Source organism: Psychrobacter sp. AntiMn-1, from assembly GCF_001854065.1.
GTDB classification, from domain to species: domain Bacteria; phylum Pseudomonadota; class Gammaproteobacteria; order Pseudomonadales; family Moraxellaceae; genus Psychrobacter; species Psychrobacter pacificensis.
Genome location: NZ_CP012969.1, coordinates 776,921 through 802,995 on the forward strand (window position 1 = coordinate 776,921; position 26,075 = coordinate 802,995).

Consider the following 26,075-nt stretch of genomic DNA (forward strand, 5'->3'; position numbering starts at 1 on the left):
TCTTATGCCAGAATAACGTTAGTATCCTGACATAGGTTTATGCAGCCCTATGCTACACATAGTCGAGATAGTCTTTAGCTAAATAGTCTTTAGCTAATTTGCAAGGGGTTTTTTACCATTCATGATCTGCAGCACAAAGGTTCCGGACATTGTAATCAGTAGGAAACCATGGAAGGCCTCCATCGCGGTCATAAATCGAAGATGTCCGTTAGGCATGAGGTCACCTCGCCCAAGCGTTGTGTAGTTAACTAGCGAGAAGTAAAAGTAGTCCATAAAGGTAAGGGAGGCACTGCCGTTGGATGAGGACGAGACGAGGTCACCAACCTGAAAGTTATGCACAGCAACCCAAAAGCCAGTCGCATAAAGCAGTGCCTCAAGGATATGAGCCAGCACGATTGAGGCAACTGCGACCCCAAGGCAGTGTCCCAGATGGCGCGACGGCGTCACAAACTGTGACGAGAATTTTAATACGCCATAATGTATTGCTGTGCAGACAGCGATTAGAATCGCTGCCATTATAATTGCCAGAATCACTTTTTATCCTTTTTGAGGAAGGAACGACATTAAAGGAAGATTACCCTATTTATTTTAACTAATCCTGTATAATTTTTTCACTATAGCTAACGACTACGCATAAGCACTAGAGTCTATTCAGATAGGTCATTACGCAGTCATTTGAATCAGTCAGCATATGTAGTAACAATCCTAGACCAATTATTCTATAGGGCTTTGGTAGAAATAGCATAGCCGCATAAACTGCCATTGCATAGTAAGTATGTAATGGATGAAAATTAATACTACAGCGATCAGGTAAGAAAACAGGTGTTGCTAGCAAGTGATCTAAATCTACCAGCATGGTTGCTAAAAGAATCAAATATACTCGTTTGTAATCATCACGAAAAAAAGTATAGGCAATAATCAACGGCATGCCAAAATGCAGGAAGTAGTGGATAACGGTTTGGATCATCATCTTTCCAATTCAGCATGATGTTTTATTGATAAGTTGGTATGCAGAATAATTAAACTAGTAAACGTTACTTAAGAAGCCAAAGCTACATGTTCATGCTATGTTCAGACTTGAAAAACAGGCGCAAAGCCACCCCCTGGTGTGCGAAAGTTAGTCGCTTGGCCTTGATAGATACGCCCAGCAGTTAGTAGCAGCTGTCCTGCATAGGTATAAAGACGTATATCTACCTTTCTAGTCGTCACCACATCATCAATCTTTATTGATCGCTCTGTAGCAGGGATAAAGGTCTGCGCAATATAGCTTTCATCTAAAATAGTCTCGAATACGCGGCGGGTAATCTTGCTGCCACGGTAAACGCCCTTACTACCATAACCAGCTACTGGCTTAAAAAACAATTGTCTCCGAGTACGCCATAATTCTGCTGCATCCTCTTTTGTAACCATTCTGGTAGTTGGTACTGACTTTTTTAGATATTCTGCATCATCATCACCTAGTCCCCACGACTGCAAAGTTTGCGTATCGGATAGTAAAGTCAGGTTGCGCTTATTAGCGAATATAGCATGGGCATGCGGATTGGGGGTTACTACTACCGCACCCTCTAAATAGGCACTTTTAAGCACGGCGTGGTTGGGGTTTTCAAAGGCGAAATCGACTAACCGATTATAGATCATATCAATGGGCTTGCTATGAGCTGTCAGTACACCATCAGCATAGTTAAGCTCAGACGGATCGAGTATAACGGTATCAATGCCTTTAGCTTGAAGTAGTTGGCAGGCTAGCTGAAACTCCAAATACATGAACTGGCTTTTGGGCTCATTATCCACAATAGCAATGCGATTGGGCATGCTAGTTGCCGATTGTCGCTGCCATTCTTGTATGAACATATTAGCGACCGCTTCTTCAAACCCATCAAGCATTTTAGTAGTAGCAACACTTTGCTCTGAGGGGCGACAGCAGTGTTTTTGTGCGCGGGCAAGTGCTACGTTTAAAAATGCGCCTCCAGCATTGGTATTGATCTCAATAAGCTTGGGGTCATCGCTCCCTAAGTGAAAGTCATAACCCATAAAGGCCCCTATTGGCCCCGGATCGAAAGCCGCGATATTGGGTGCCCACGACAGTACTTGCTGTTGATATGACGGTAGTCTAGCAGTCGACTCAATAGCTGCGATGATTCGCACCATTGCTTCTATCTCTGTCTTAGGGACGAACACCGGTGTCGCTGAAAACAGCTTATTAAGCTCATTGGCTCCTAGTGGATTATCTCTTGTGTTTACTAATTGATCTTGCAGGCTGTTATTAAGCGCTTTACGATCTAAAGTACGGCAATAGCACTCTTGATTAAGCTGATTTGCCAGATTATCATTCGTTTTGTTTTTATTATTAATTAGGGATTCCATTTAAATCTCATTACTAAGTTGAATGTACTGATAGGGTTTAGGGGACAGCCAAAATAAAAAAAGTGTCTTAAATGTTTAAGATAAGGTTATTTTTATAGTTACTTTACGAAATAGTCATTTTGCAAGATACTTAATTTGCAATATATCTAGTTTATAAATTAGCTACTTTGCAAGGTTATACGGTTTTACGCTCTTCTTTAATGAGTACTTTCGCTAAAAACAAACCTAACTCGAACAGTAGCCACATTGGAATCGCGAGCAATAGCATTGACACCCCATCGGGCGGTGTGACTACCGCTGACACAGCAAAACAACCGACGATGATATATCGGCGCTTACTCTCTAGACTCTGAGTGGATATGATACCGACCATTATCAATAATAAAGTAACCACTGGAATCTCAAAAGTGAGTCCAAATACCATAAATAACTTTAGCGCAAAGCTTAAATAACTGTCGATATCGGTCATAGGTATAACGTTTTGCGGAGCGAATAAAATAAAGAACTTCAATACGCCTTTGAGTACCACAAAGTAGGCAAAAGCGACACCAGAATAAAATAGGAATATCGAAGATATCAGCACTGGAATAGTGATTTTTTTCTCTTTTTTATATAATCCAGGCGCTATAAATGACCAAATTTGATACAGAATATACGGCATCACTACAAAGGCAGCAACGAAAATCGTCAAGCGAATAGGTGCCATAAAGTTCGAGGTAATATCAGTAGCAATCATAGTCGAATTCGCAGGCAGCTGCGCAACCAGAGGGTCTGATAAAAGATTGTAGAGCTCACGCGAAAACCCTACCAATGCTAAGAAGACGATCAAAACGGCTACGCATATTTTGATGAGATGCTTGCGTAATTCAATCAAATGCTCAGTAATAGGCATGTCGCTAAGCACATTCAGCACATTCAGCACATTATCAGTCTCAACATTATGGGTAGCATCTGACGCCTTAGCATCTGTATTTGCTAACTTTCTTTGGCGACTTTTTTGGCGCTTAAATAAGCTCATTTATCCCCCTTCTCTATAGCTGAAGAAGAGGAAGTATCTGGCTGATGATTTTGCTGCTGAGGAGTGTTTGACTGATAGGAAGTATCTAAGCTTTGGTTTTGCGAGTTTTCAAACTTATCCATACTACCGCGCATCTCGGCTAACTCACGCCGCATGTCTGTCTCAGTCTGACGAATCTTTGCCAGCTCATCTTGCATCTGTTTTCGTGTCTCAGCTAGATCAAGCTCAGCTTCTATTTCAGATTGTAGAGTGGATACTGTACGGCGCAGTTTGGCATACCATTGCCCAGCGGTACGTGCGGCTTGCGGCAGTTTTTCTGGGCCCAATACGATTAAAGCAATGACGCCAAACAAGAGTAATTCGGAAAACCCAATATCAAACATAACAGTCACATATATTAATAGACTACTTAGTGCCGCTATTTATAAGCGGCGCGCTTCATACTTTAGGCTGGTCATCAGTGGAAATAGGGCTGATTTCCATATCATCAGCCTGATTACCTACACGCGTATTTAAATCATTACTTGCAGCTGGCGTACTATTTTCATGGCTAAGCACATGATTTTTGCGAGCATTCTCGGGTTCTTCATCTTTGACCGCTTCTTTAAAACCCTTCACCGCACCGCCTAAATCTTTACCTGCATTTTTAAGCTTGGCAGTACCAAATACGACCACCACTACGACCAATAAAATCAGCCAATGTGTAATAGAAAAGCTGCCCATAACGGTATCCTTATATTTTGTGATCTTGTTTAGACCAGTATGTGTCAGTGTGCTTTAGAACACTTTTTACCGTACCAGAATTATAGTTTCAAACGGCGCAATCGCAGCGCGTTAGCAATCACCGAGAATGACGACAAGCTCATCGCTGCCGCTGCTATCATCGGACTGAGCAGAAGCCCAAATATGGGATAGAGCACACCTGCGGCAATAGGAACACCAAGTGCATTGTAGATAAAGGCAAAAAACAGATTCTGTCTGATATTGCGCATGGTGGCGCGGCTAAGCTTATAAGCTTTGGCAATGCCCATTAAATCACCTTTTAGCAGGGTAATGCCCGCACTCTCCATCGCCACATCGGTACCGGTTCCCATAGCGATACCAACATTAGCTTGCGCTAGCGCTGGTGCGTCATTGATACCATCACCCGCCATAGCGACCAATTTACCGCTGTCTTGCATTTCTTTGACGATACGGTTTTTATCCTCTGGTGAGACATCCGCATGAACTTCATCAATACCTAGTTTATTGGCGACTGCCTGCGCGGTTTTTTCGTTGTCACCGGTTAGCATCACAACTTTTAAACCTGCGTCATGAAGCAGTGAAATAGCCTCTTTAGTGCTTGGTTTAATAGGGTCAGCAACTGAAATAATACCAGCAGCTTTACCGTCTATAGCCACAAACATTACCGTTTCACCGTCTTTTCTACGGACATCAGCTTTAGTGGACAGCTCATTATCAAAACTATTTAGGCTTTCCATAAGCTTAGAGTTACCAATAGCGACTTTCTTACCATCGACCACGGCTTGTACGCCTTCGCCAGTAGTCGAATTAAAGTCAGTAGCTTTAGGAATAATGAGTGATCTTTCTTGAGCTGCTCTAACGATAGCTTCTGCTAAAGGATGCTCGCTAGTGCTTTCTACTGAGGCTACCAATGCGAGGAACTCGTCTTCATCTTGACCTACCTGCGCATCAATTGCGGTAAGCTCGGGCTTACCAGCGGTTAATGTGCCAGTCTTGTCGACGACAATGGTATCGACTTTTTCCATACTCTCTAACGCTTCAGCATTTTTGATGAGGACGCCGTTTTGCGCGCCTTTGCCGGTACCAACCATAATGGACATCGGCGTCGCTAGACCAAGGGCACAAGGACAAGCAATAATCAGTACCGCAATCGCGTTAACCAAAGCATAGGTCATAGCGGGCTCAGGGCCGAATATCGCCCAGACAATAAAGGTTATGATAGAGCTGACAATAACAATAGGTACGAACCAACCCGCCACTTGATCTACCAAGCGCTGGATAGGCGCGCGGCTACGCTGGGCTTCAGCAACCATTTGTACAATTTTAGATAATACTGAATCTGCTCCAACATTGACCGCTTCGACTAATAGCGTTCCGGTGCCATTTACCGTACCACCAGTCACTGTATCTCCTGCTACTTTTGATACAGGGATTGGCTCACCCGTCACCATTGATTCATCAACACTACTATTACCATCGATCACTGTACCATCTACGGGTAGTTTCTCACCTGGTTTAACCCGTAGCTTATCGCCAGTGACGACCTCATCAAGCGAGACTTCGACTTCTTCACCGTTTTCATCGACACGTCTTGCGGTTGGTGGTGCGAGCTCAAGCAAAGCTCTAATCGCACCTGAAGTTTGGCTTCTGGCTTTGAGCTCTAATACTTGACCCAGTAGCACCAAGGTTACAATGACCGCTGCTGCTTCATAGTAGACTCCGACTTGACCAGAGGCATCTCTGAAACTGTCTGGGAAAATATCGGGAAAAAAGGTCGCGACAATACTAAAAATATAAGCAGCGCCTACGCCTATCGCAATCAAAGTAAACATATTTAGATTGCGGCTTTTTATAGACTGCCAGCCACGAACGAAAAACGGGGCGGCGCCCCAAAGCACTACAGGGGTCGCGAGCACTAACTCAGCCCATTGTAAAACCTGTGAAGGTATACCATACTGACTAAAGTCAACTCCAAACATACCGCTCATCACATATATTAATAGCGGTACAGTCAACACGGTACATATCCAAAAACGACGAGTCATGTCGTCAAGCTCTGAGGTGTCCTCTTCACCGATAGTAAGCGTTTCGGGCTCAAGCGCCATACCACATATCGGACAACCGCTATTTCTAACGTCTCTCACTTCAGGATGCATAGGACAGGTATATACCGTGCCATCGTAATCAGCAGGTACTTTATCGTATTTACCGCCTTTAACAGATTTTACTCCGCTACTATCAGTATCCTTTCCATGACAGCTAGCGTGACTATCATCTTTAGCAACTTCGTCTTCAGGTTTAAGAAACATGCCACATATTGGGCAGTCACTTTTTTCAACATCTCTTACTTCTGGATGCATAGGACAAATATAGACCGTACCGCTATAATTTTCCGGTATCTTGTCGTACTTATTGCCTTCGACAGAATTTACCTCATTACTATTATTAGCATCCGCTCCATGACAATGCGCATGACTATCTTCATGGTTGTTGGATTCAGCAACCTCGTCTTCAGGTTTAAGAAACATGCCGCATATCGGACAATCGCTCTTTTCAGTATCTCTAACCTCAGGATGCATCGGGCAGATATAAACCGTACCACTATAATTTTCTGGTACTTTATCGTACTGACCACCTTTGATAGATTTTTCATCGGCAATATGTTTCATAAAACCACTCCTTGAAGATAATAAATATTTATAATAAGTACAACTCTTAAAGCACTATCATCAATCCTCGATTGCTATTCATCTAGGGCGTGTTGAACATTCGCAAATAGGCACTGCTGATCGCTAAAATTGTTCCAGACAAGGCACAAAGCGACGATAATGCAGATGCCTTAGCGAGATTTGTAACGCAGTATGGGGCAATTTTAGCATCAGCCCCAACGATAAAAGCAGGGGACAGGACTCTTTTTTGCCGCTTCATCGTTAAAAATAAGCGCTTAGAATGACGAAACTTATTATTTTTAACATCGAATCGCCTAAAAAATAGTCGCTGTCAGTGCCATGGTCGAATGTTCAACACGCCCTAGTCATTAATCTAAAAACCTCTAAAAAATAATTTCTATACTTTTCAATTGGAATTTAGTTTTTATCACGCAAATACTTGAGCAGTGCCATGATTGTTAGTACTAGTACTGCGAAAAATAGTAGGGTGAATAACAAACAGATAAGCATCATAACCCAGCCCATGCCATACATCATTGAGCCGTTCATCATGCCATGCATTGACCCATTCATTATGATTTCTCCTCAGTCTAAACTGTGATCACTCCAACTCTTCAATTAATTTTTACTCGAACCGAAGAGGTTTACTGACTGTTAATATATCAATATCTTTAGCGCACTTTGGCGAACCAACGATATAGTGGCACGAACAAGATGGCGAAATACCAACCGTAAAGATATGATTCTACAAGTCCAATTAGAAAACCTGTCCATGTTAACCACTCAAAGCCAGGTAGTAGAGGTGCCCAAGCTTCGTGCATCGCTATCTGTTCGGGTGCGAGTAAACCAAACCCTATGCATAATAGATAACTAATAAGTAGAAACAACGATACACTATTGCCAACAGGGGCAATCCTTAAAGTACTTGTTGTTAAGTTTGATTTGACCATCTTAGTAATCCTCACTATTGTATGATGTGGTTCAAGCTCAACATAACCAATCGTATCTAACCATGCTAACTCTAAGGATTTGTATGAATTAAAGCTTTATCCTGTATTGATATTACTTTTTAACTCGTGCGGCGGCGGCAAGTTGACGCCATTGACCCCATTGAGGAATAAACATTGGCACTTGCTGTTTGTAAGCAAGGTAGTCTTTACCAAACTCTTCAAACATATGCCGTTCCTCACGTCGAGCTAACCATGTGTATACAAGCACAATCACTGGAAACAGACCGATTGAAAACAGAGTTGGCCAATGCACCACACCCTCACCGAACAGTGCAATAAACAACCCGGTGTACTGAGGATGACGTACGTAGGCATAGAGTCCATCAGTTACTAAACGATTTTCCCCTCGTGCTTTGTGGACTTGGCGCCAACCTTGAGCAAAAAGACCGACTCCTAAAAATGCAATAGCATAGCCGAGTAGCATTGAGATCATCATGCCTGTCTCACCTAAACCAACAAGGGTCGACCATAAGCTAGCGCTGACATATTGGCTGTCCAAACCAAAAAACCGTACTAATAAATATATAGTGAGCGGAAAGCCATACATTTCTGCGTAAAGTGCAATAATGAAAGCCTGAACTACACCAGCACCCGCCCATTCACGCCAGTTCTTTGGTGCGAAATAACGGTAAAAGAACCAAGAAATCAGAACAATAACAATTAGTGCGAGACCCCAAGTTCCAGCGTGATTAAATGACTCATTCATAGCTTACTTTCCCTGTTGTCTTTATGAATATCGTATTGCATGAAATCAATTCTTGAAGATAGTAAGCAGACGCTTAAATCTATGCAATTTTTAACCAAACAATTTTTCTGTAAACTCTTTGATGTTACTGTCAATGATGGTCTGCAAGCGTATCTTTTTCGATAGCTTTTTTCCTCGCTGAAGATTTCAGGTAAACCTGCTCAGCCACAGCAATCACTACAATAGTGACGACTGCTACGCCAAGTACGAATGGATCTGAGTTTAGTTTAATCCAGACAAAACCGCCGAGAACCAACAGGTCAAGAAGTATGGCCACTATAGGCACCCACATCACCGCCTTTATATCCTGACGAAGGTATCGCAAAACACCCCAATGAATGGCGATATCCATAATTAGATAGAAAACAATGCCAAGCGCTGCAATTCGTGATAAGTCAAATAACGTCGTAAAAGCTAAACCCAACACCACAGTATAGACCAACGTATGTTTTTGAACGCTTCCCGGCATTCCCAAATGACGATGAGGCACCAGCTTCATCTCAGTCAACATAGCAAGCATACGAGAGACTGCGAAGATGCTAGCAAGGAGGCCGCCAGCGGTAGCTACCATTGCGATTGCAACTGTGAACCATAGACCATAGTCGCCAAGTGCTGGGCGTGCGGCGGCAGCCAAGGAGTAATCTTTAGTTTCGATGATTTCGGCAAGAGATAGATTACTAGACACCGCGAAACCGACTAGAGTGTAAATAACTACGCATATTGCGATTGATATTACAATGGCACGGCCGACGTTGCGATGAGGATTTTTTACTTCCGAGCCACTGTTGGTAATCGTGGTAAAGCCTTTAAATGCCAGTATGCCTAGCGCCGTTGCGCCAAGAAAGTCACCAACAGTATTAGTGTCATCTAATGTAGAAGAATCAACTGCAAAGCTATCAGCTAGCCAGATACCAACCAACCCGAATATAAGAATACCGACAATTTTTATAATACCGATAACCGATGCAACCCCCTGAATCCAACGATTACCAAGTAAATTGATAAAGAACGCAGCAAGAATAAGCGCGGCGCCAAGGATGGATACCATGCGACCGCTGTCATCGCCACCGAATAACTGCATAGTGTATGACCCGAACGTCCGGGCCAAAAAGCTCTGCGCTATAACCATGGAGAAATACATCAGCATGGCATTAAATCCAGTCGGTAAACGATCTCCGTATGCCTGATGCAGGTACATTGCAACACCGCCAGCCGACGGGTAAGCGTTAGAGATTTTGATATAAGAATAGGCACTAAAAGAAACAACGATTGCGGCGGCTAGAAAAGCAAGTGGGAAAAGCGAACCCGTCATCTGAGCCATCTGACCGGTCAGAGCGAAAATACCAGCACCGATCATGACACCGGTACCTAGCATAACTGTTCCTGATAATGTCAAACTATCCTTCTGATAGCGAGTCGTTCTATCTTGCTTCATACTTATTCGACCTTAATTTATTTCTTCGTAGAACTTCAGTTTTACAGGTTATTTTTGAAGTAAGGAGTAGGTATAGTTAGAATTAAAAGACGCGATATAGTAAATAGTTTTTAAAGAAGAGCTTACTTATTGGTATCATAATATATTATTCCAACTCATCAATAAGTGCTTGCATCTCACCGATTTCACGCTTTTGTGCTTCGATAATGTCATCAGCAAGCTGACGTACACGTGGATCTTCGATATCAGCACGCGAACTGGTCAAAATAGCAATCGAGTGATGCGGTATCATCGCCTGCATCCAATCCACTTGATCGACCGTTTGTTGTGATCTAACGCCCCAAAGACCAAAGGCAAATAAAACTACGCTAACCCCATAAACCATCAAGTTTATCTTGGTTTTTTTATACATATTAGTCATAAAGGCGAGCATGATAATTGCCATCATAGCGCCCATATATAACGCCATATAAGCTCTGGTTTCGCTAAAATAAACGTGATCCCACTGATAGGTGTTAAAATACATCATGATAAACATCACCACTGTCGATGTTAAAATCATGATTGTGAACTTTACATAAGGGTTCATTTGCTTCTGTTTATTATCCATATGGTTATTCATATTCTTGTCCTTAATTTAGTAAAAAGGCACCTAAATAAAGAGGTGCCTTTTTTTAGAGCTAGTGTTATAAACTGTTGTTACTTACATGGTTAACACTAGAACCAAAACATCACACCAGCAGTCAGACTATTAGAATCAACGGCTACGTTTTCTTGGCGGCGTAAGTCTCGTGCATCCCCTAAGGCTGATGCATAACTAAAACCAACGTAGGGTGATAATTGACGACTTAGGGTTTCATAAGCTAACCGAACTTCAGTTTCAAGCTCATTAAAACCTTTAGTAATACCGTTGTCAGTATCATCTTTACTGAAAGCAGTCAACTGCACTTCTGGTCTGACCACCCAACGCTGAGCTAAGCGCCACTCGTACGCTGTACCAAGATCAAGCTGGACTTGTCCATCAGTATATACGTAGGCTCTTGCGTCAGTCTCAACAAAGTACGGCGCTGTACCGACAATGCCAGCCATGATTGCGGACTTATCGTTTTCAGTATTATAAGCGACACCTGCTTCTCCGTTCCAATAGATACCGAGAGGCTTCCAGTAAGCGAGCGAGGTCAGACTATCGATTTCTTTATCATCGTTAGTTTGAGCACTACCCTCACTGCGTAGAGTGACACGATTACTATCAGTACCGTACCACGTATCAAACTCAAAATCGATTTGGTCATTCTCAAACTGATAGCCCAAAGTTTCTACTGACACACCCCATAACGGTAAGCTATCCATCATCACAGGCTTACCATACTGTCCATAGTCAACACCATTTGAGTAGTCGGGACTACGAGCATTAGGAGGTGGTTCGCCGCCTTGCATTCCAGACATATCCATATTCATACTGCTATGATCCATACCTGACATATCCATGCCACTATGATCCATATCTGACATGTCACCTGACATATCCATACCACTGTGATCCATATCCGACATATCGCCTGACATATCCATACCACTATGATCCATATCCGACATATCGCCTGACATATCCATGCCACTATGGTCCATATCTGACATATTGCCCGACATATCCATGCTGCTGTGATCCATATCTGACATATCCATACCAGACATGTCCATACTGCCATGATCCATGTTCGACATCTCAGCAGCGTTTGCTAAAGGTGACATTAGTAGCATCAAAGATGACATGCCAATAAACGGTAGACCTACTTTATATATTTTCATAATAAGGCTCATATTCGAAGGTTTATTAAACAACGGCAACTTCTCTAAACATCCCGGCTTCCATATGATAGAGCAAGTGGCAATGCCATGCCCAGCGACCAGCTTCTCCTGTGACATCAAAGCTAATTTTTTGAGCTGGTTGCACCATTATCGTATGTTTGCGAACTTGAAAATCGCCATCAGGCGCGCGCAAATCGCTCCACATACCATGCAGATGCATGGGATGATTCATCATGGTGTCATTGACTAAGGTAATACGCACACGCTCGCCCGGTTTGATATTAACAGGCGGTGCGTCCTTAAACATAATGCCGTCTAACGCCCAGATATAGCGCTCCATATTACCGGTTAGATGTATTTCAATCTCTCTGGTAGGTTTGCGCTGCTCGGCCATTATTTCATTGCCAACAGAATGCAGTTGGTTATAAGTTAAAACCTTACGATTAATATCACGCAAATTAATACCCGGATCATCGAGATTCATCCGTGGACTATCGACGCGCATATCTGTCTTAAAGTCATATTCGGTCTTAGCATGACGGGAATCATAGCCATTAGCACCCATAGCCCCCATCATATCGGACATAGTTAGCCACTCAACATCATCCATAGCAGGTATGGCAGCGCGAGCGCCTCTTTTAGTGGCAAGCGTGGTTGCGACAAAGCCGGTGCGATCGATGTTTTGGGCAAATATGGTATGCGCGTCACGGGTTGGGGTGACGATGACGTCATAAGTCTCAGCCACACCGATGCGAAAATCATCGACATCAACGGGCGCGACATCATTACCATCGGTGCCGACCACTTTTATTTTGAGCCCTGGAATGCGCACATCAAATATGGTCTGCGCGGAGCCATTGATAAAGCGTAGTTTGACCGGCTGACCGGCTTTGACCAATTGCGACCAGTTAGCCGCTGTCGTTTTACCATTCATAAGATAAGTAAACGTGGTCTCACCAGATAAATCAGTAAAATCAGTCGGCATCATGCGCATCTGGTTCCACATTTTACGCTTATCATAAGCGGCTTCTAAATCCTTTGCTGCAATATCAGATAACAGTTTTTTAAAATCTGGCAAATGGTAATTATCAAAGTCAGCACGCTGCTTAAGCAGTTTTAGCAGATTATGCGGATCGCGATGCGTCCAATCACTAAGCAGGATAACGTGATCTTCCTCGATAGGGTAGCGTTCGCGCCCTTTAGGTTCAATCACAATAGCCCCGCGCATACCGGTCTGCTCTTGGAAGCCAGTATGCGAGTGATACCAATAAGTGCCTGACTGTGTCAGTTTAAATTTGTACGTGAAGGTGCTACCCGCAGGAATACCATCAAAGCTGATACCCGGTACGCCATCCATCTCAAACGGCACTAAGAGGCCATGCCAGTGAATAGAGGTCGACTCATTCAGCTGATTATGGACTCGAATGGTGACCGTATCGCCTTCTTGCATCTTAAGCGTTGGTGCAGGCAGTGAGTCATTTATCAGCGTTGCCATGCTTGACTTGCCGTTGACCGTTATCATCTTCTCACTGACATAAAGATCAAATTCATTACCCGTTAGTATAGGTACAATGTGATCGGCTCTATCACTATTGACTACAACATTTTGGCTTTTAGTTAAAGCACTATTAGCCATCGTCGGTAGTGTGGATAGCATCGACGCGCCGAGCAAGGTGGATGACCCTGTCAAAAAACGCCTGCGGTTAAATCTGTTTTTATTCATAATATTGACCTAAGTTAATCCATGAAATGAGAGTTGAACTTATATATCTGATAACTTATTAATAGAACTACATCTGCTGCGCTGGCGACTCAATAGCCGCATACACTTGAGTGCTGCCATCCTTGTTCAATTGCATGACTTTATAGGGCATAAATTTATCTTGATATTCCATGCCCGGACTACCAACTGGCATACTCGGTACCGCAAGACCGATGGAATCAGTTGGCGGATTGGCTAGAAACTGTGCCATGTATTTGGCAGGAACGTGACCTTCAAAAACATAACCATTAGTAGTGACGGTGGTATGACAAGAGCGCATTTGCTGCGGGACACCGTAACGCTCTTTAAATAAAGATAAATCTGTAACGTCTTGCGCAGTTGCGCTTAGACCATGACCTTCGGCATAGCCTACCCATTCTTTGCAGCAGCCACAATTAGCATCTTTGTAAACTGTAGCCGAGACGTTTTGTAGAATTGTCGACCCAGTACCTGAATTAGCACTGACAGACATCATTTGCGGTTGTGGTTGCTCTATTTGAGCACTTTTGGTGGCAAACGCTGGCTCAGTTTGAGTAGAATTTGAAACACTAGTATCGGGCTGACTACAAGCCATTACTGTTGACGTTGCTACTAGTAAAAGAGCAGAAGCTGATACCTTTTTATGTCCATTGCCCATTATATTTATATAGCGTCTCATAACTTACTCCTAAGCGTCTGCTTATCTGTTGAACCTTCTAAAGATTTATACCCTATAACTAAGTGTAGTATAGGCAAAGTTTAAATCCCAAAAGGCAGCACTATTTAGCACTGCGCTTTTATAAAGGAATATGGAAGAATTAATGCTGCATTCCAGCTCCACCTTCTGACATATCCATCATGTCATCATCCAGTCTAGTGGTTAGCATGGTATACTGATTCTCATTTAACTCAGGTAGTGATCTAATAAAAGCGACCATTGCCCACATTCTATCGTCGTCATGAGAAGCACCCCATGCTGGCATGCCTGATGCCATAATACCGTGCTTAATCGCCCAAAAACTTTGCTGAGCTCCTGCATCCGTTTTATAACGATCAACTACTTGCGCATTAGTGAAATTAGGTGGCTTAGGGTATAGGCTCTCACTAAAATCAGTGCTCTCTACCCCAGGAGACAAATGGCAGCCTGCGCACATATCCTTATAGTCCGCGCCCCCAGAGCTGATATCGACCTTCTCTAAGTCTGGTACCACAATATCTTTACTGGCATTTGCTATGGAACGATTGCGAGCGGTTTCCAAGAAATTATAAACCAATGGACTATGTCCTTGATCAGCGCCAATATTAATGACACCACTCATAACCACAGTAAAGACACCAACAATAGCGACCACGACAGTGAAAAGTACTCCTAGTAAAAACTTCATGGGTTTATCCTATAATCCATTTTCTTTAATACCCTACTCTTAGCGTCTACAAATATTTCCTACAAACCCTTATTACTGATTGATGAAACTATCTAGCAGTAATAAAGGATTTATAAAATCAATGTTTAAGAGTCACTTTTATCTGTTACGCAGTGCTTTTGATACATTTGTTTCATTTTACCCATGTTAGCCATCATCGCTTTCATGGCAGGATCGTTCATATCCATTTTGCTATGATCCATTTTTTGCATCATTTGCATATGCTTTTGCATTTTTTCACAGTTCATCTGATCTTTTTGCGCATGCATTTTTGGATCATGCGCCATAGCTGAGGTTGAAACGACTAGAGCGACGGCAGTGGCTACGATTGCTTTAGGTAAAGACTTTGATTTAAAGAGTGACATGGTTAATCCTTAATTGATTTAGTTGAGGGTACATAAAGCTTTAGGATATTAATTCAGTCTAAAGCATAACCAGTCTAAAGCATAACTTATTGATTCTGACAGAGAGATGACAGCAAGATGACAATATTGTCATCTTGCTACTTTTATATTTTAATCCGGCACGTATTCATTTAGTATGGCATCAGCATTTCTATCACGATCGCTACCATATTTTTTTATAAAATACTTTTCAGACTGCAGATGTTGATTTTGATGCTGAACTTCGCAAGCGACTCGTGCATCAACATAGCTTTTCATTTGAGCATCAGACATCTGCGCGTTATTGTGATCTAGATTTCTGGCAAACGTAGTTAAGTTATCGCAATTATCGATAATTGAAGTGCTTAGATTGGTAGTATGCGCATTAGCTGCTGATATACCGATAAGCATCGAAGCGGATAGCAGCACCACTTTTTTGAATGAACGATAGCTTTTCATATAACATCCTTAATAAATTATTAAATATTGAAACTAATTACCTGTAGTAATAATTCATAGTAGCTACTCGTATCAAGAATGTCAAGAATGAGCCGCTATGTACTATAGGTATAGATTAACAAACGAAGACTGACCATTTGATGACGAGCGCATGACATCTTTGTCAGATACCAGTCCGTTTTGTCATTTATATTGATTTGGGTATTATAAAATCATAATTATATTGAAGGATTACTATGAAAGTACTACTAGTAGAAGATGAATTAAAACTCGGCGAATATGTAAAAAAAGGCTTAAGTGAAGCAGGCTTCATTGTTGATCATCAGCTGACAGGTTTAGATGGCTACCATGCTATGATGACTGAAGAGTTTAGCGTGATACTCATGGATGTTATGCTGCCTGATGTTAGCGGTTTTGAGCTAGTACGTAATTACCGAGCGGCTGGCAAGCATACGCCAGTGTTATTTCTAACCGCAAAAGATGATTTAGATGACAAAATCAAGGGGATTGAGATTGGCGGTGATGATTATCTGACCAAACCTTTTGCCTTTGCAGAGTTAATAGTCAGGATAAAAAGCTTATTACGACGCGCCAATCAAGCCGACTATAAAAGTACGCTCATGCAAATAGCGGATCTCAAAATGGACATTGCCAAGCGCACTGTACATAGAGGAGACACGCCCATTAAACTAACCGCAAAAGAGTTCTCCCTATTACAGTTTCTATTAGAGCGCCGCGGTGAAGTATTACCACGCTCAATCATTGCTTCACAAGTATGGGATATGAACTTTGATAACGATACTAATGTGATTGATGTGGCAATAAGACGTCTGCGTATAAAAATAGACGATGAGTTTGATACCAAGCTAATTCATACTGTGCGTGGCATGGGCTACCGATTAGATGCTGTCGACGTTTCAGCTAGTAATAAAGCTGCCAGCGAAACGGAAGATAGCCAATATGATAAATAGATTGGACAATCGACGCTTACCCTTACTATGGCGTACTGTTTTTTTACTGACAATATTTGTTGTTATCTCTCAAGTTGTTATTTATATATGGGTTCAGCGCTCTGTTAACGAGCACTTTGAGCAAATGGACTCAGAGATTATTACCCATGCAGCTTTTAACCTGCGTAAGCGCGTAACAGAGGCGGATAACCAAATAGCCTCTCAGACACTACCTAAGCCTCAAAGTCCATCAAACACTCAACAACCGCTAAGCTCGAAAGCTTCTTCAAATCTACTTCCTACAATAGCCACAGAAAATGATGATCACCTGCATTCATCAGCGCTAGATTACGATCTAAAAACTATCATTGCTGATAAAGAGGGGCGATTGCTATCTAGTACTCCCAAAAACTTTGCTAATGAATTAAGTGCCGACTTTAACCTATTATCATTACAGCAAAATCATGATGACAGACAGTTTGTAATAAATATTAAAGACAGACGTTATCGAGCTATGGTTATTGGAGACGATGACATGCTTGCCCTTATCGCCTTACCCATTGACGTGCATCATCAGTATTTATTACAGTTTAACCGTCAACTTAGTCTGATCCTATTTGCCATCACACTACTGTTGATTTCAATAGCAGCCTTAAGCGTGTATTGGGGTTTTGCCCCTTTATCCACTATCGTGCAAAGGATGAAAGGTATTCATCCTGAAAGATTGAGCGAAAGAGTAATAGTTAGTGATATGCCATTAGAGCTAAGACCTTTAGCAGAATCCTATAACTCGATGATGGCTAAGCTTGAAAGCAATTTTGAGTCGTTGTCGCGATTTTCAGACAATATCGCGCATGAGCTACGCACGCCAATAGCGACGCTGATTACGCAAACGCAAGTCATGTTAAATAAGCCTAGAGAGGAAGAGGAATATGTCGAACAATTACATCAGCAACATGACACCTTAGAGCAATTATCGGCGATGATTAACAACATGCTACTGCTAGCAAAAACCCAAAAAGGACTGAGTGATTCGCAAGTGACTACTGTAGATACTGAGGTCCTAATCAATAAGCTGTTAGATTACTTTGAAATGATTGCCGAGGATCGTAAAATAACTTTTGTAAAATTAGGAGATTTTAAGGCAGTATTAGGCGATGAAGGTTTATTGCAAAGGCTATTTGCTAATCTGCTATCAAACGCGATCTACTACGCCGCTAGTAATAGTGTCATCACAATATCAGCCACTGTCAACACTCCAAATACTTCCGTTAATACTTATAAGATGCTTGAAGACGATCAAAGTAACACTCAAACCGCGAAGCAATCTTGGCTAGAGATAACTTTTACTAATCTTCTAGAAAAACCGTTAAACCAAAGCGAAGCAGATCGATTGTTTGAGCGCTTTTATCGTCATGATAAAACTAGCCAGCACCACTCAGGCTCAGGTTTGGGTTTATCTATCGTTCAGGCTATTGCTAATGCTCATAAAGGGACGGTCAATATCACTATCAAAGATGAGTATTGTTTTGAAGTTACTGTAGGATTATTGATTGCTAAGTAGCATACACCTCAATATCCTAGTGTTCAAAATATTAATAATATGTAGACCTACTATAGGTCTATTTTATTTTGATAAGTCGAAAAGGCTCTGAATGCTATTATTCATATAGTGTATAAGGCTAGATTATGAAGTCTAGTTTTCTTAGGTGATGTTGTTGATATGGGGGTTTGATAAAGGCGTACTTTACTAACTGCCACTTCGGGCATAGCCCTACGCCTTGCGTCACTAAAACAGTCTCCCAGACTGTTTCTTAACGTTCCTCATTCGCGAAGTACGCCGTCGCATTTTTTAGTATTTCACGCTCCTCTTCAGCCACTTTGAGCTGACGCTTGAGCTGCTTTATTTCTTGAAGAGCACTCATAAGGTCAGGATCATATTGCTCTGTGCCGACAAGCTTGCCTTGATTGGATTTGTTATTCCAGTTTGAGAGCGTTTGCATGGCAATACCAAGCTGCTTTGCAGTCGCTGAAATATTGCCATTATTATCTGCTATTTTCTTGACAGCTTCGGCTTTAAATTCGTCACTATAAGTTCTGATTTTCTTGGTCATGGTAAACTCCTGTTATTGTGCTTAGTTTACCAAGTTTAGCTCTACGTTTTATTCAGCATAGCTCAGGCAGCTTAATTCCATTTATAAGGTGTCTTAGGTTTGGGAGGGTTACCCATATTTATTTAATGTGTAAATATTAGCTAAATATTTACAAATAACTTCCCAGTCATAATAACTGTTTACTCTTAACTCATTAATATACATTTATTCATCCAGACAAAAGACTTCTTTTTTAGATTATATCAACTAATGATATTATTCATAGTAAACACTAAGCAGCTCAAACCTGATAAATGTAAATTAGCAGCCTAATATAACAAAAGATAACAATATTTTTTATGAATAATATATCTTCAGGATCAGCTATCTAACTCATAAGATTGTTGGTATAAATGTTGGTATAATAAAATTAATATTTATAAATATCTTTTAATATCAAAAACTTAATCAATAAGTATGGTTGATACTGGGCCCACCATATTCAAACCCTTACAGTCATTGACTTGTAAGGGTTTTTTATTGTCTAAAATTTATGTGACTGCATGGATGTAATTAATTTTTGGGGCTGTAGTAGATAAGCACTATGCTAGACTACTTTTATGAAGAAAACCCTCCCTAAATTAGATACGCATAATATTCTACTGCTTTTCACAATATCACCATCTACAGTTTAACCTATCAAACGCTGTGCTAGAAAATTTACCAACACGCCAATTTTTACCACATTACGGCTAGTGGGCGGATACACCAAATAAATCCCGTCATCGGTCGCCAAAGACGGGGTCACTTGCCAATCAGACAACACCTGTACCAACGCCCCAGACTGCAACGCTTTCTCAATCAGCCAATTAGGTAAATGGCTAATCCCTTGTCCATCAAGCGTGGCTTGTTTCAGCATTTCTATATTATTACCCATCAAATTCCCTGTCACCCGCAAACTTTGCGTTTTACCCGTTTGATGGAAATACCACTTTGACGCATAGCCTTGATACATAAACGGCAAACAATTATGCTCGGCTAATTGTGACGGTGTTTGTGGTATTCCATGCAATCGTAGATAATCGGGACTGGCACATAACAGCCGTTGCTGAGAGGCAATAAATTTTGCTACCAAGCGGTCATCCTCCACACGCCCTAACCGCACCCCTACATCATATTTCTCATTAAATAAATCTACAAATTCATCACTGGCAAATAGCTCCAATTCAATTTTTGGGTATAAATGGGCAAATTCGGCAAGCAATGGGGCGATTTTTTCAATCCCATAGGCACTGGGAAAAGTAAGGCACAATCGCCCTTGTGGCTCAATTTGCTCCTCTTTAATCGCTTCATTTACCTGTTGTAATTCAGCTAATATCGGCTCAGTCTGTTGTAAATAACGCATCCCTGCATGGGTCAAATCCAAATGTCTGGTTGAGCGATTCAATAGCTTAACTTGCAAGGATTGTTCTAAGTTATCAATTTGCCGAGTGACAGACGACACCGCCAGCCCAAGCTGACTTGCCGTGGCAGTAAAGCTATTAGTATTCGCCACATGGTGAAAAATAGTGAGGGCATAGAAGTAATTGATGGTCATGGGTTTGTTAGCAGTTAAGTGTATTTTTGAATAAACATATTTTTGCAAAAAAAGCAAAACTGTTTCCAATTTTACCCCAATTATCATTAAAAACAAAAGCATTATACTAGGGCTATATTTTTTAATGCTTAATTTAACGGAGTAACTCTCATGACCACAAGCTCACAAACTGCTGTACCAAACCTCTCTGTTCTTGGACAAGACAATAGCCAATTACTTCACACCGCTCAGACGAATGAAAATATAACCCCGCAACAAAAACAACTACCCCCTCATCTTGCCAATCACCCTGCATTTAGTGAGGTGTTTCAAGCGGATAAACTCACCTTGGGATTGATTGCCCCGTTTAAAGGCTATCCCAATAGTCCGATTCCGAGCTTAGAAGACTTTGGGGAAACCGCTGTCTTGGCAGAACAGCTTGGATTTTCTGCACTATGGTTGCGAGATGTGCCATTTTATGACCCAAGTTTTGGCGATGTTGGACAAGCATTTGACCCCATGGTTGCCATGGGCTATTTGACTGCGAAAACCCAACGAATTGCGATAGGTTCAGCAGGCATCGTTGCACCTTTGCGGAGTCCCATTCATATCGCCAAAGCCTCAGCAAGTACGGCAGTATTAAGCAATAATCGCTTTATTTTGGGGATGTCGAGTGGCGATAGACCTGTGGAATACCCTGTGTTTCAGCAAAACTTTGACAATCGTGCCGAGCGTTTTCGAGAAAGTTGGGACATGATTCGTGCCTTAACCACCCAAAAATTTCCGCAGTTTAAAGGGCAACATTATGGGGATTTAACAGGCAATATTGGCTTTATCCCTACCCTTGAACAACGCTTACCGATGGTTGCTATTGGTCGTGCCAGACAGGAACTAGATTGGCTTGCTAATACTGCCGATGCGTGGATTTGGCATGGGGTAAACCCAAAAGATACCAAAAACATTGTGCAAACCTTGGCGGATTTAAATCAAGATGACGCTTGGCATCCTTTTGGTTATGCCAATTTTGTCGAACTTAGTGAGAAGCCGAATGAGCCTGCTCAATTATCTCGCAATATTTATCTACGAGGCGGGTCACATAGTTTGCTGGAATTTTGGCAAGAGCAGAAAGAACAAGGCTTATCTCATGTCGCCATTAATTTAAAGCCTACCAAACGCCCTGTCAAAGAAACGTTGCAAGACTTAGCAGAAAATGTGTTGGCCAAATTAAACCAATAAAAATGGGGGTGGTGTATCAAAAAGTATGCTGGGGTAATAAAGGAAGGGTGACAGCCGAAGCAAGATGATATATTTGAGGTTATGAAGACACAAATACAGATCAATTGCCCCGACTGTCTTAGTCACAGTCTTAGTCTAAAGAAAAATGGTATAAAAAGCTATGGCAAGCAGAACTACCAATGTAAGGACTGCAAACGACAATTCATTGATGACCATGTCTTAAACTACCAAGGCTGTTACTCTCAAATAGAAGACATCTTACGGCTGATGACTGCTCGAGGCTGCGGTGTTAGAGACATAGCCATCATTACCTCGGTGAGTATTGGTAAAGTGCTCAGCACCATAAGCTCATCCGTTTATAAGATCCTGCCTAATAAGCGCTACTATGAACGCTTAGAAGTTGATGATTTTTGGACTTACGTATATCGTAAGAAGCGTAAAGTCTGGCTTATTTATGCTTATGACCGGGCTACTAATGAGATTGTCGCTTATGTTTGGGGCAAACGCGACTTAAAAACAGCTCAGAAACTAAGAGCGCGTCTTAAGCAACTTAAAGTGAGCTATGACTCTATTAGCATGGACAATTGGGACAGTTTCATAACGTCCTTTAAACCAGATAACAAACAAGTTGGCAAACAGCATACGATAGGTATTGAAGGCAATAATTGCCGTCTTAGACACCGACTAAAACGAGCCGTTAGAAGAACCTGTTGTTTCTCTAAGAAGCTCGATAATCACTTAAAAGTGTTTGATTTGGTATTCTTTTATATCAATGATGGCTATGTCTGATGTCAGCATACTTTTTAGAACACCACCGATACTTTAAAGGTATTAATTCTAAATTGTAGATTTAACTAGGGTGTGTTGACAATTACCGTCAATGGATAATCGTCGCTGCTAAATAGATATTAGCAGCAAACGACTCATCCGTTTTTTCAGCACGCATGGCAATTTTCTTGCATCTCTGCGAGTATAAGCCTTATCTGTTTGCTCAAACAAAAAATCCTAATACCACGATGAAAAGTGGTATTAGGATTTTTTTAGGGGCTGTCCTAGATAACTAGTTTAAACCCTGTTTAACCCATTGTTTTAATTGTAGTAATTGCGACTTTGGGTCACTGTGATTAAAACGCCACTCACATTCCTTTAAATAGAGGTGAAAATGCTCTTTTGGAACTCCGTTAAACTTACGTAGATGCCGTTTAGCTTGGTTCCAAAAGTTCTCTATACCATTAATGTGATTCTTATCATTAACAAAGGTTTTGGAGTGGTTGATACGATAATGAGTAAACTCACTGACATCTAATGCGTTATAGCTTTTAAATGAGTCAGTATAAACAATGCTATCAGGCTTCACTTTTTCTCTTATGATGGGGATCAAAGTATCTGCTTTAGCATTGGGTATAATACAAGCGTAGACCTTGCCATTACGCTTTAACTGGCTGTGGTTTTATTAACACCGATTAGGCTTGCTGCTGTTCTCGCGGTAGAACCAGCAACAAATAACTCGATGAGTCTGTTTTGTTTATACCAACTTAGTTTACTCTTTCTCATAGTGCTATCCTAAATAATTTTACTTATCTAGGACAGCCCCAAAAACAATTAGTCTAAAAAAAAGACTTAGCAAACGTCTCCTTTAAACTCTTTGGCTCACGGCGCTTGACGTCGTTGAGTTTATGGCGAGTCTCGGAGGCGACTTGATAGGCCTTGAGACGCGACTGTTGTAAGTTTCCGATAGGACGGTTCTCTTCAAGACAGCGAAATGGGGTAAAGGATAGATTCTCCATAATCTCAAAATTACCGTCATCTGGTACGTCTTGGCAAGGAAGGGTTAAACGCGCTACGGTGACAAAGGGCGTATCCGACTCTTGCCACTGCGTCGTAATCTCTTCAATCGGCTGCTTTTTGAGATTACGGCATAGCTGAATCTGGATATCAAACTGATAATCATGTTCGCGTATCTCCTCGACGATAAGCGGTCGCAGCGCCTCTTCGCGGGCGTCGACATCGACATCACGGCGCGTGACTTTTTTGACAGAAGAGGCTGTTGGCGTTGCCCGTATCTTTGCCATATAATCACCATGACGCACCACACCTTGCGAATGAAAGTCGTATAACAAGGTATTTTTTGGTTCAATCCTCGTAAAGCCGCCGATAGCTTTAAAGGTTTTAATCGACTCTTTGGTTGGTAATCTTGAGCCGTAATTGGTCAGCCAGTTAAACGCCAACTGCGCTTTACCGATCGCGCCCTTCTCCGTGTATTTAGGTAATTCCAAAAACAGTCTTGAGAGATAGGTATACTCCTCAATTCTATTGCAAAAGAACACCGGATGATTGATAAAGTTATAATCAAAGGTCGTACTGTCCTCCTCACCGGGAGCGAGCTTCTTACCCGGTACGTCAAAAACTTTAATCGCGAGACCTTGAGCAAAGCCCAACTTACGATCAGCGAATACTCGAGATGAACCGTTGGACAAACGAATCACCGCATCATGAATGCCCGCTTTAGCATACAAACCTTGCGCGTACTCTTTGGGAATATCATCTAATATCTCAAACTTGGCTTTTAGTGCGCAGTACCCCTTGGCATGGGCATCACGCGTGTGATAATCGATATTACTGGCTTTATCACTACGCGAAATATAGCTTTTGATATCGTCGGTAATAGTACGAATGTTTTTTTCGTCCTCAGCACTTAATTCGATATATTTTGGATCGTAGGGGACGTATTTGGGTTTAAATAATTTTTTTAGCATTATATTTCCTAATTTTATTCATGATTATTATTGTTAAGTGGTGACTATTACAAATGGTACTGAGAGTTAAGACAGCTCGCTAATCCATTTTAGCGCCGATAAACTCGGAATAAAAAAGTACTCGCCGCCGTGCAAGGTATTAAAGGTTTCAATACCATGGTAGCGTTTGCGAATTGGATCAGCCGGAACAGTAAAGGTATCTGCATCGCTGTCTTTATCACTTCCTCCTTTATCACCAAAGTGCAAACCAACCATAGGATCTTTTTCTTCGCCTAAGCTCATAAAGTTGCCATCGTTGATCCACTGCGATTGCAAGAACTCAACCGTCTCCATGGCATGAGCATTAATACCAATAAAAAACAGACCGCGATCTTTGCCATCGTCCTCTATTACATCGGGTGGCACAACTTCACCAAAGCCCACGCTACGTCTAACGATACGGTGAATACGCACATCGGATAAAATAAAATCTTCGCTATCGCGTGGGTTCATACGCCTGATATGCGCGCCAAACGGACACTTTTTACCGTAAGGATCGTCTTTATAACCAAAGTCGTTATTGCGGCTAGGATCATCGCCAAGCGCTTTATCATCATGATCGGGAGACAAAACGAGCGGCGCGCCTGAACGCCAGCGTCCCCACATTTTTGCACCTAGCAGCTCCGCCTCTTCTTCGCTGTCGGTATTATCTTTGCGGTATTTATTAAAAGCAGCAACATGGCTATGATAAGCACGTAACACCATAAACGAGCCGTTCTTGCCTAAGACTTCAGGCTGCGGCATAGGCGCAACCAGCCCTGCCTCCCCTTCGTAACCGAGCACAAACTCCCCTGCGGCAATAGGATCGCCGTCATGGTTCGAAGGCGTCTGAATACCACTGCCTTGAATCTCAGGATTACTGATACCGTCACGATACCCAAAGACGTTTTTGACGTTGTCATTTGAACCAAAGTCCTGCTCGATTAGGATTTCTACATCACCATTAGCAGGATTGTCCACATCGATATGATCGGTAAGATTATCTCGAAGCTCGTCAAGTTTGGCCTGCCATTTATCTTTAGTATCAGCGATAATAGCCGCGCCCACATGGATATCACCCTTATCCCCAAAAGGTGCCATCCAATTCTCAGGGGCATTAACATCAAAATCGCGCAACTGCTCAGCACGCGCTGCCATACCTGCTTTAAAAGACTCAGGAAAGCTATCAAGTGATGACTGCGGTACACCTAACGCTTGTAGACCCTCGTAAGTCATGACGATAGACAGCGTGGCTTGCATGTCTTTGTGCCAGTCTTCACTACCGGTTACATGAGGCAACACCTGCGCTAGCATTTGTTTGCCAACGTCAGCATTATTGATTTTTAGTGCTACTACCGTGCCAAAATATGGGGCGGGACGCTCACGTAGGACGATAGATTGAATATCTTTTAGCTGCATGGTGACGAGATTGGGGTTAAAGACCCCGCGCGCCCTACGAGCCATCATCTCAATACCGTCACCGACTTCCTCTTTCACGCCTTTAAGCCACGTCTCAAAATCGCTGTTTTCGATGCGATTGCCAAACTCATCTTTTAAGTCTTGCAACTTATCGGTCAATCCCGTTAAAGGTTTGTTATCATCATTACTCATACATCGCCCTATTCATTTTTTATCGTTATTAAAG

At 42.0% G+C, this 26,075-nt stretch carries 25 protein-coding genes and 2 pseudogenes; 4 read left to right on the forward strand and 23 right to left on the reverse strand.

Annotation, left to right across the window (positions count from 1 at the left end; genetic code table 11):
• Positions 1–93: 93 nt before the first annotated feature.
• The 18 genes from AOT82_RS03085 to AOT82_RS03165 all read right to left on the reverse strand — a co-directional run bounded on the left by AOT82_RS03085 (position 94) and on the right by AOT82_RS03165 (position 15,801).
• Positions 94–516: an ion channel gene (locus AOT82_RS03085; protein WP_197496721.1), complete on the reverse strand. Its 423-nt coding sequence runs from the start codon at positions 514–516 to the stop codon at positions 94–96.
• Between the two features lie 124 nt (positions 517–640).
• Complete coding sequence (locus tag AOT82_RS14035) at positions 641–970, reverse strand: DUF6122 family protein (protein WP_226945081.1); 330 nt, start codon at positions 968–970, stop codon at positions 641–643.
• Positions 971–1,071: 101 nt separating this feature from the next.
• Positions 1,072–2,364, reverse strand: a complete 1,293-nt coding sequence (locus AOT82_RS03095; protein ID WP_071001775.1) for a hypothetical protein — start codon at positions 2,362–2,364, stop codon at positions 1,072–1,074.
• Between the two features lie 175 nt (positions 2,365–2,539).
• Positions 2,540–3,256, reverse strand: a complete 717-nt coding sequence (tatC, locus tag AOT82_RS03100) for a twin-arginine translocase subunit TatC (RefSeq protein ID WP_392397126.1) — start codon at positions 3,254–3,256, stop codon at positions 2,540–2,542.
• A 122-nt stretch (positions 3,257–3,378) separates the two neighbouring features.
• Positions 3,379–3,765, reverse strand: a complete 387-nt coding sequence (gene tatB / locus AOT82_RS03105; RefSeq protein WP_025645695.1) for a Sec-independent protein translocase protein TatB — start codon at positions 3,763–3,765, stop codon at positions 3,379–3,381.
• A gap of 55 nt (positions 3,766–3,820) precedes the next feature.
• Positions 3,821–4,105, reverse strand: a complete 285-nt coding sequence (gene tatA, locus AOT82_RS03110) for a Sec-independent protein translocase subunit TatA (protein WP_011959992.1) — start codon at positions 4,103–4,105, stop codon at positions 3,821–3,823.
• Positions 4,106–4,185: 80 nt separating this feature from the next.
• A complete protein-coding gene (locus tag AOT82_RS03115; protein WP_156770961.1) occupies positions 4,186–6,795 on the reverse strand; it encodes a copper-transporting P-type ATPase in 2,610 nt (869 codons plus the stop codon).
• A 417-nt stretch (positions 6,796–7,212) separates the two neighbouring features.
• Positions 7,213–7,368, reverse strand: a complete 156-nt coding sequence (locus AOT82_RS13790; protein WP_156770962.1) for a hypothetical protein — start codon at positions 7,366–7,368, stop codon at positions 7,213–7,215.
• 98 nt (positions 7,369–7,466) lie between these two features.
• Complete coding sequence (locus tag AOT82_RS14275; protein ID WP_025645689.1) at positions 7,467–7,745, reverse strand: DUF5676 family membrane protein; 279 nt, start codon at positions 7,743–7,745, stop codon at positions 7,467–7,469.
• A 112-nt stretch (positions 7,746–7,857) separates the two neighbouring features.
• Positions 7,858–8,511 (reverse strand): methyltransferase family protein, encoded by a 654-nt coding sequence (locus tag AOT82_RS03125; protein ID WP_068037334.1) that lies wholly within the window; start codon positions 8,509–8,511, stop codon positions 7,858–7,860.
• Between the two features lie 130 nt (positions 8,512–8,641).
• A complete protein-coding gene (locus AOT82_RS03130) occupies positions 8,642–9,985 on the reverse strand; it encodes an APC family permease (protein WP_071001777.1) in 1,344 nt (447 codons plus the stop codon).
• Positions 9,986–10,130: 145 nt separating this feature from the next.
• On the reverse strand, positions 10,131–10,607 hold the full coding sequence (locus AOT82_RS03135) for a DUF305 domain-containing protein (RefSeq protein WP_071001778.1): 477 nt from the start codon (positions 10,605–10,607) through the stop codon (positions 10,131–10,133).
• Positions 10,608–10,702: 95 nt separating this feature from the next.
• Positions 10,703–11,794 carry a copper resistance protein B gene (locus tag AOT82_RS03140; protein WP_071001779.1) on the reverse strand — a complete coding sequence of 364 codons (1,092 nt, stop codon included), beginning with the start codon at positions 11,792–11,794 and terminating at the stop codon, positions 10,703–10,705.
• A gap of 25 nt (positions 11,795–11,819) precedes the next feature.
• Complete coding sequence (locus tag AOT82_RS03145; RefSeq protein WP_071001780.1) at positions 11,820–13,517, reverse strand: copper resistance system multicopper oxidase; 1,698 nt, start codon at positions 13,515–13,517, stop codon at positions 11,820–11,822.
• A gap of 67 nt (positions 13,518–13,584) precedes the next feature.
• A complete protein-coding gene (locus tag AOT82_RS03150) occupies positions 13,585–14,214 on the reverse strand; it encodes a DUF411 domain-containing protein (protein WP_071001781.1) in 630 nt (209 codons plus the stop codon).
• A gap of 139 nt (positions 14,215–14,353) precedes the next feature.
• Positions 14,354–14,920 carry a c-type cytochrome gene (locus tag AOT82_RS03155; protein WP_071001782.1) on the reverse strand — a complete coding sequence of 189 codons (567 nt, stop codon included), beginning with the start codon at positions 14,918–14,920 and terminating at the stop codon, positions 14,354–14,356.
• 125 nt (positions 14,921–15,045) lie between these two features.
• Positions 15,046–15,324: a hypothetical protein gene (locus AOT82_RS03160; RefSeq protein WP_071001783.1), complete on the reverse strand. Its 279-nt coding sequence runs from the start codon at positions 15,322–15,324 to the stop codon at positions 15,046–15,048.
• Between the two features lie 150 nt (positions 15,325–15,474).
• Positions 15,475–15,801 (reverse strand): hypothetical protein, encoded by a 327-nt coding sequence (locus AOT82_RS03165; protein WP_071001784.1) that lies wholly within the window; start codon positions 15,799–15,801, stop codon positions 15,475–15,477.
• Positions 15,802–16,037: 236 nt separating this feature from the next.
• Here AOT82_RS03165 and AOT82_RS03170 point away from each other — a divergent pair, with 236 nt between their 5' ends.
• Positions 16,038–16,772 (forward strand): heavy metal response regulator transcription factor, encoded by a 735-nt coding sequence (locus AOT82_RS03170; protein WP_025645672.1) that lies wholly within the window; start codon positions 16,038–16,040, stop codon positions 16,770–16,772.
• Positions 16,762–18,315, forward strand: a complete 1,554-nt coding sequence (locus AOT82_RS03175; RefSeq protein ID WP_071001785.1) for an ATP-binding protein — start codon at positions 16,762–16,764, stop codon at positions 18,313–18,315. Before AOT82_RS03170 ends, AOT82_RS03175 begins: the two co-directional genes overlap by 11 nt.
• A 286-nt stretch (positions 18,316–18,601) precedes the next feature.
• Here the strand turns inward: AOT82_RS03175 and AOT82_RS13590 are convergent.
• Both AOT82_RS13590 and AOT82_RS03185 read right to left on the reverse strand, forming a co-directional pair.
• Positions 18,602–18,865 (reverse strand): annotated as a pseudogene (locus AOT82_RS13590) (transposase); the annotation flags it as partial.
• 670 nt (positions 18,866–19,535) lie between these two features.
• Entirely contained in the window at positions 19,536–20,441 is a 906-nt protein-coding gene (locus AOT82_RS03185; protein WP_197496723.1) for a LysR family transcriptional regulator, read from the reverse strand.
• Positions 20,442–20,591: 150 nt separating this feature from the next.
• Here AOT82_RS03185 and AOT82_RS03190 point away from each other — a divergent pair, with 150 nt between their 5' ends.
• Both AOT82_RS03190 and AOT82_RS03195 read left to right on the forward strand, forming a co-directional pair.
• Complete coding sequence (locus AOT82_RS03190; protein ID WP_083328829.1) at positions 20,592–21,656, forward strand: TIGR03571 family LLM class oxidoreductase; 1,065 nt, start codon at positions 20,592–20,594, stop codon at positions 21,654–21,656.
• A gap of 81 nt (positions 21,657–21,737) precedes the next feature.
• On the forward strand, positions 21,738–22,445 hold the full coding sequence (locus tag AOT82_RS03195; RefSeq protein ID WP_071001787.1) for an IS1 family transposase: 708 nt from the start codon (positions 21,738–21,740) through the stop codon (positions 22,443–22,445).
• Positions 22,446–22,716: 271 nt separating this feature from the next.
• Here the strand turns inward: AOT82_RS03195 and AOT82_RS13595 are convergent.
• From AOT82_RS13595 to AOT82_RS03215, 3 genes and pseudogenes are all read right to left on the reverse strand, one after another.
• Positions 22,717–23,210, reverse strand: a pseudogene (locus AOT82_RS13595) (IS1595 family transposase).
• A 53-nt stretch (positions 23,211–23,263) separates the two neighbouring features.
• Positions 23,264–24,412 (reverse strand): catalase family protein, encoded by a 1,149-nt coding sequence (locus AOT82_RS03210; protein WP_071001790.1) that lies wholly within the window; start codon positions 24,410–24,412, stop codon positions 23,264–23,266.
• Positions 24,413–24,478: 66 nt separating this feature from the next.
• A complete protein-coding gene (locus AOT82_RS03215) occupies positions 24,479–26,041 on the reverse strand; it encodes a Dyp-type peroxidase (protein WP_071001791.1) in 1,563 nt (520 codons plus the stop codon).
• Positions 26,042–26,075: the final 34 nt, after the last annotated feature.